The organism is Enterobacter sp. ZOR0014 (assembly GCF_000798855.1).
Classification (GTDB): domain Bacteria; phylum Pseudomonadota; class Gammaproteobacteria; order Enterobacterales; family Enterobacteriaceae; genus Enterobacter; species Enterobacter kobei.
This window is the reverse complement of sequence record NZ_JTLF01000251.1, coordinates 1-5859: the sequence shown is the minus strand read 5'-3', so window position 1 is coordinate 5859 and position 5859 is coordinate 1. Positions and strand designations below refer to the sequence as shown.

Annotated in this window: 5 protein-coding genes; 4 read left to right on the top strand and 1 reads right to left on the bottom strand. The window is 56.8% G+C overall.

The window, feature by feature from the left end; translation table 11 throughout:
* Positions 1-61: 61 nt before the first annotated feature.
* Positions 62-1510 (bottom strand): tRNA uracil 4-sulfurtransferase ThiI, encoded by a 1449-nt coding sequence (gene thiI, locus L977_RS13140; RefSeq protein WP_014882764.1) that lies wholly within the window; start codon positions 1508-1510, stop codon positions 62-64.
* Between the two features lie 191 nt (positions 1511-1701).
* Here thiI and xseB point away from each other — a divergent pair, with 191 nt between their 5' ends.
* The 4 genes from xseB (at position 1702) to L977_RS13120 (ending at position 5768) form a co-directional block, all read left to right on the top strand.
* On the top strand, positions 1702-1944 hold the full coding sequence (gene xseB / locus L977_RS13135; RefSeq protein ID WP_008503331.1) for an exodeoxyribonuclease VII small subunit: 243 nt from the start codon (positions 1702-1704) through the stop codon (positions 1942-1944).
* Entirely contained in the window at positions 1945-2844 is a 900-nt protein-coding gene (ispA, locus tag L977_RS13130; RefSeq protein WP_014882763.1) for a (2E,6E)-farnesyl diphosphate synthase, read from the top strand.
* A gap of 24 nt (positions 2845-2868) precedes the next feature.
* Complete coding sequence (dxs, locus tag L977_RS13125; RefSeq protein WP_014882762.1) at positions 2869-4731, top strand: 1-deoxy-D-xylulose-5-phosphate synthase; 1863 nt, start codon at positions 2869-2871, stop codon at positions 4729-4731.
* Positions 4732-4793: 62 nt separating this feature from the next.
* Positions 4794-5768 carry an aldo/keto reductase gene (locus L977_RS13120; RefSeq protein ID WP_014882761.1) on the top strand — a complete coding sequence of 325 codons (975 nt, stop codon included), beginning with the start codon at positions 4794-4796 and terminating at the stop codon, positions 5766-5768.
* Positions 5769-5859 lie beyond the last annotated feature (91 nt).

Below are 5859 nucleotides of genomic sequence, written 5' to 3'. Positions count from 1 at the left end.
TCCCTCTCCCCGTGGGAGAGGGCCGGGGTGAGGGCATCAGGCCGCATTCCCGCGCAAAAAACTACGGACGATACACCTTCACATTCGCAAAGCCCTGCTCGCGCAGATACAGTGCCTGCAGGCGGCTCATCACCCCACGCTCACACCACAGCAGATACGTTTTGCTCTGGTCGAGATCGCCAAATTTGGTGCTCAGCTTGTAGAACGGCAGCGACACCACTTCAACGCCTTCCACCTGCAGCGGCTTGTCGTCCTGCTCATCAATAGAGCGGATATCCAGAATCGCATCGTTAGCGCCGAAACCGCTTACGGTTTCCACTTCGACGACGTCCTGCTCGGTCTGCTGGGCGATTTCGCGGATATCAATATTGGACGCTTCCGCCACCACTTTATCCAGGATGCTGAAATCGAAGTGCTCTTCTTCGGCTTCGATCTTCGCCTTCACCGCTTTGACGGTCGGGCTTTTTGAGATCACACCGCAGTATTCCGGCATGGTACGGGCAAAATCTTCGGTGCCGATTTCACGTGCCAGATCGATGATGTGCTCTTTATCGTGGGAGATCAGCGGACGCAGGATCAGCGTATCAGAGACGTTGTCGATCAGACGCAGGTTGGTCAGCGTCTGGCTGGAGACCTGCCCCAGCGCTTCGCCGGTGACCAGCGCCTGCACGCCGTAGCGCTCAGCCACTTTGGATGCCGCACGTACCATCATGCGCTTCAGGATAACGCCCATCTGGCCGTCGTCCACTTTCTCAAGAATTTCGCCCACTACCGGCTCGAAGTTGATCGCCACAAAACGCACGCGGTGGGAGCTGCCGAAGCGGTTCCACAGGTAATGCGCGACCTGGCGAACGCCGATTTCATGCGCCGCACCGCCCAGGTTAAAGAAGCAGTAATGGACGCGACAGCCGCGGCGCATCAGCATATAGCTGGAAACGCCGGAGTCGAAGCCGCCGGAGATCAGAGACAAGACATCTTCCTGGGTGCCGATCGGGAAACCGCCGATACCTTCATAACGACCTTTCACCAGCAGCAGGCGATCGTTTTCGATCTCCAGGTTAACCGTCACGTCCGGGTGCGTCAGACGCACGCGCGCAGACTCGACGTGCTGGTTCAAACCGCCGCCAACGTAACGTTCCACTTCAATGGAGCTGAATTCGTGCTTGCCGCGACGTTTCACGCGTACGCAGAAGGTTTTGCCTTCGATCTGATCGCGGTACTGAACCAGCGCTTTCTCGAAGATATCGTGCATATCGCTGAACGGGACGTCTTCCACTTCCAGAATATGGTGGATCCCCGGAATACGGGTCAGCGCGTCGCGAATATCCTGACGTTTGTTTTCGTCTTTCGCACGGACTTCAACGTGGTCCCAGTGGCGCACCACGGCGAGCGTTTCGTCGTAGTGCTTTAATACGTTACGAATGTTCCCGGTGAGAATTTTAATAAAGCGCAAACGCACAGATTGGCTTTTGATGGTGATTTCAGGGAACAATTTAATGATAAACTTCATGGCGGCAATGTTTCTTAGGCAAGCGTATTAAGGCTTGTAATGGAAAAGAGTACAGCAGCCCACACCCGTGGCTGCATCCAGGCGCGCAAGTATACCACCATCGCGCCGCTCCTGTGCACATTGCGCGTTATTTGCTTATCCGCCCGAGTCCGTTACCATGTCGGGGCGAAGAATATAAGAGTCAATTCACTATGCCGAAGAAGAACGACGCACCGGCCAGTTTCGAAACTGCGCTGAGTGAACTGGAGCAAATCGTTACCCGTCTTGAGAGCGGCGATCTCCCGCTGGAAGAGGCGCTCAACGAATTCGAACGTGGCGTGCAGCTGGCGCGACAGGGGCAGGTCAAACTGCAGCAGGCCGAGCAGCGCGTGCAGATCCTGCTTTCCGACAGCGAAGACGCGAAAACTACGCCTTTCACACCGGACGCCGAGTAAATGGATTTTGCCAACGAGCTTCAGGCGCGTGTAGTTCGCGCCAACGACGCCCTGCGCCGTTTTATTGCACCACAGCCTTTTCAGAACACTCCTCTGGTTGAGGCTATGCACTATGGCGCACTCTTGGGTGGAAAGCGCCTGCGCCCGTTCCTGGTGTACGCCACAGGCAATATGTTTGGTATCAGCGATAACACGCTGGACGCCCCGGCTGCCGCCGTTGAGTGCATCCATGCCTATTCGCTGATCCACGATGATTTACCGGCGATGGACGACGACGACCTGCGTCGCGGTCAACCTACCTGCCATATCAAGTTTGGCGAAGCGAATGCCATTCTGGCGGGCGATGCCCTGCAAACGCTGGCGTTCTCTATTTTGAGCGATGCGCCGATGGCGGAAGTGGCTGACCGTGACCGCCTGGCAATGATTTCTGAACTGGCGATGGCCAGCGGCGTGGCCGGCATGTGCGGCGGACAAGCGCTGGATCTTGAAGCTGAAGGACGTCAGGTTAATCTGGAACAGCTGGAGCGTATTCATCGCCACAAAACCGGGGCATTGATTCGTTCTGCCGTTCGCCTGGGCGCGCTGAGCGCGGGTGAACAAGGGCGCAAAGCCTTGCCGACGCTGGACAGATACGCAGAAAGTATCGGTCTGGCATTCCAGGTTCAGGATGACATTCTGGATGTGGTGGGCGATACTGCAACATTGGGTAAACGTCAGGGTGCAGACCAGCAGCTTGGCAAAAGTACCTACCCCGCCCTGCTGGGTCTTGAGCAAGCCCAACGTAAAGCCCGGGATCTGATTGACGATGCCCGCCAGTCGCTAAATGTACTGGCCGCACAATCGCTGGATACCTCGGCACTGGAAGCGCTAGCGGACTATATAATCCAGCGTGATAAATAAACTATATATCTCGATGAGCCTTTGATGAGTTTTGATATTGCCAAATACCCGACACTGGCGTTAGTTGACTCCACCCAGGAGTTGCGTCTGTTGCCGAAAGAGAGCCTGCCGAAGCTGTGCGACGAGCTGCGTCGCTACCTGCTCGACAGCGTAAGCCGCTCAAGCGGCCATTTCGCCTCCGGGCTTGGCACGGTAGAACTGACCGTGGCGCTGCACTATGTCTATAACACGCCGTTCGATCAGCTTATCTGGGACGTGGGCCACCAGGCCTATCCGCACAAAATTCTGACCGGACGTCGCGATAAAATTGGCACCATTCGTCAGAAAGGTGGCCTGCATCCGTTCCCGTGGCGCGGTGAGAGCGAGTATGACGTGCTGAGCGTCGGCCACTCCTCCACCTCCATTTCTGCGGGCATCGGTATTGCCGTTGCCGCCGAAAAAGAGAATAAACAGCGCCGCACCGTCTGCGTGATTGGTGACGGTGCTATCACCGCCGGGATGGCCTTTGAGGCCATGAACCATGCGGGTGATATCAAACCGGACATGCTGGTTATCCTCAACGATAACGAAATGTCGATTTCCGAGAACGTCGGTGCGCTGAACAACCATCTGGCGCAGCTGCTTTCCGGCAAGCTTTACTCCTCGCTGCGTGAAGGCGGTAAAAAAGTCTTTTCCGGCGTACCGCCGATTAAAGAGCTGCTCAAGCGCACCGAAGAACACATCAAAGGCATGGTCGTGCCGGGTACGCTGTTTGAAGAGCTGGGCTTTAACTATATTGGCCCGGTTGACGGCCATGACGTGCTGGGCCTGGTCACCACCCTCAAGAACATGCGCGACCTGAAAGGCCCGCAGTTCCTGCATATCATGACCAAAAAAGGGCGTGGCTACGAACCGGCGGAAAAAGATCCGATCACCTTCCACGCGGTACCAAAATTCGACCCGTCCAGCGGCTGTCTGCCAAAAAGCAGCGGCGGTATGCCGAGCTATTCCAAAATCTTCGGCGACTGGCTGTGTGAAACCGCCGCGAAAGACAACAAGCTGATGGCGATCACCCCGGCCATGCGTGAAGGCTCCGGCATGGTGGAGTTCTCCAGAAAATACCCTGACCAGTATTTTGACGTGGCGATTGCCGAGCAGCATGCGGTGACGTTCGCAGCGGGCCTGGCCATTGGCGGCTACAAGCCGGTGGTCGCTATCTATTCTACCTTCCTGCAGCGCGCCTACGATCAGGTGATCCATGACGTGGCCATCCAGAAGCTGCCGGTACTGTTTGCGATAGACCGTGCGGGCATCGTCGGCGCTGACGGTCAGACGCACCAGGGCGCATTCGATCTGTCGTTCCTGCGCTGTATTCCGGATATGGTCATCATGACGCCAAGCGACGAAAACGAATGTCGTCAGATGCTGTTTACCGGCTATCACTATCAGGATGGCCCTAGTGCGGTGCGCTACCCACGCGGCAATGCGGTGGGCGTTGAGCTGCAGCCCCTGGAAAAACTGGCGATCGGTAAAGGTCTGGTGAAACGTCGCGGTGAGAAAGTGGCGATCCTGAACTTCGGTACGCTGATGCCAGAAGCTGCGAAGGTCGCTGAAACGCTAAACGCTACCCTGGTGGATATGCGCTTCGTGAAGCCGCTCGACGAATCTCTGATTTTGAATTTGGCCGAGACGCATGACGTGCTGGTCACTCTGGAAGAAAACGCCATCATGGGCGGTGCGGGAAGCGGCGTGAACGAGGTGCTGATGGCAAACCGCAACGTCGTGCCGGTGTTGAACCTCGGCCTGCCGGATCATTTCATTCCTCAGGGTACCCAGGATGAAGCCCGTGCGGCTATTGGCCTGGACGCCGCCGGTATTGAAGCCAAAATCCGCGCCTGGCTGGACTAATCCCTCCCCTTTTTCGCTCCTGCTATGCTTAAACGTATTGTTTAAACAGCAGGAGCGGAACCATGCAATACACCACATTAGGAAAAACCGACCTTAAGGTTTCCCGGCTTTGCCTGGGCTGTATGACTTTTGGCGAGCCCGAACGAGGGAACCACGCCTGGACGTTGCCGGAAGAGAGTAGCCGTCCGATTATTAAACGCGCTATCGAGGGCGGCATTAACTTCTTTGACACCGCCAACAGCTACTCCGACGGCAGCAGCGAGGAGATTGTCGGTCGTGCCCTGCGTGACTTTGCGCGTCGGGATGACATTGTGGTCGCCACCAAGGTGTACTACCCGTCAGGTGACCTGACTCAGGGCCTTTCTCGCGCGCAGATCCTGCGCTCTATTGATGACAGCCTTAGACGCCTGAACATGGATTACGTCGACCTGCTGCAAATTCACCGCTGGGATTACAACACGCCGATCGAGGAGACGCTTGAAGCGCTCAACGAGGTGGTGAAAGCCGGTAAAGCGCGCTATATCGGCGCGTCGTCTATGCATGCGTCGCAGTTTGCACAGGCGCTGGATCTCCAGGCGCAGCACGGCTGGGCGCGTTTTGTCACCATGCAGGATCACTACAACCTGATCTACCGTGAAGAAGAGCGCGAAATGCTGCCACTGTGCTATCAGGAGGGCGTGGCGGTGATCCCGTGGAGCCCGCTGGCGCGCGGACGTTTAACCCGTCCATGGGGGGAAACCACGGCTCGTCTGGTCTCAGATGAAGTCGGAAAAAATCTCTATGACGGTACAGAAGCCAGCGATGCGTTAATTGCCGAACGCTTAGCCGGGATTGCCGACGATACGGGAGCCACCCGCGCACAGGTGGCGCTGGCGTGGCTGCTGAGTAAGCGCGGGGTCGCGGCACCGATTATTGGGACGTCCAGGGAAGAACAGCTGGATGAACTGCTGAGTGCAGTGGATTTATCCCTGACGCCGGAGCAGATTGCCGAGCTCGAAACGCCGTATCAGCAGCATCCGGTGGTGGGGTTTAAATAAGCCCTCATTCCAACCCTGTCCCAAAGGGCTGGGGTGAGGGGGAACATACGGCTGTGGTGGTCATTCCGTTCACTTTATGTTCCTTGCTACT

Excerpts from the sequence above, each read along its gene's own strand:
- ispA (WP_014882763.1), top strand. The coding sequence starts at position 1,945 with ATGGATTTTGCCAACGAGCTTCAGGCGCGTGTAGTTCGCGCCAACGAC.
- L977_RS13120 (WP_014882761.1), top strand. The coding sequence starts at position 4,794 with ATGCAATACACCACATTAGGAAAAACCGACCTTAAGGTTTCCCGGCTT.
- dxs (WP_014882762.1), top strand. The coding sequence starts at position 2,869 with ATGAGTTTTGATATTGCCAAATACCCGACACTGGCGTTAGTTGACTCC.
- thiI (WP_014882764.1), bottom strand. The coding sequence starts at position 1,510 with ATGAAGTTTATCATTAAATTGTTCCCTGAAATCACCATCAAAAGCCAA.
- xseB (WP_008503331.1), top strand. The coding sequence starts at position 1,702 with ATGCCGAAGAAGAACGACGCACCGGCCAGTTTCGAAACTGCGCTGAGT.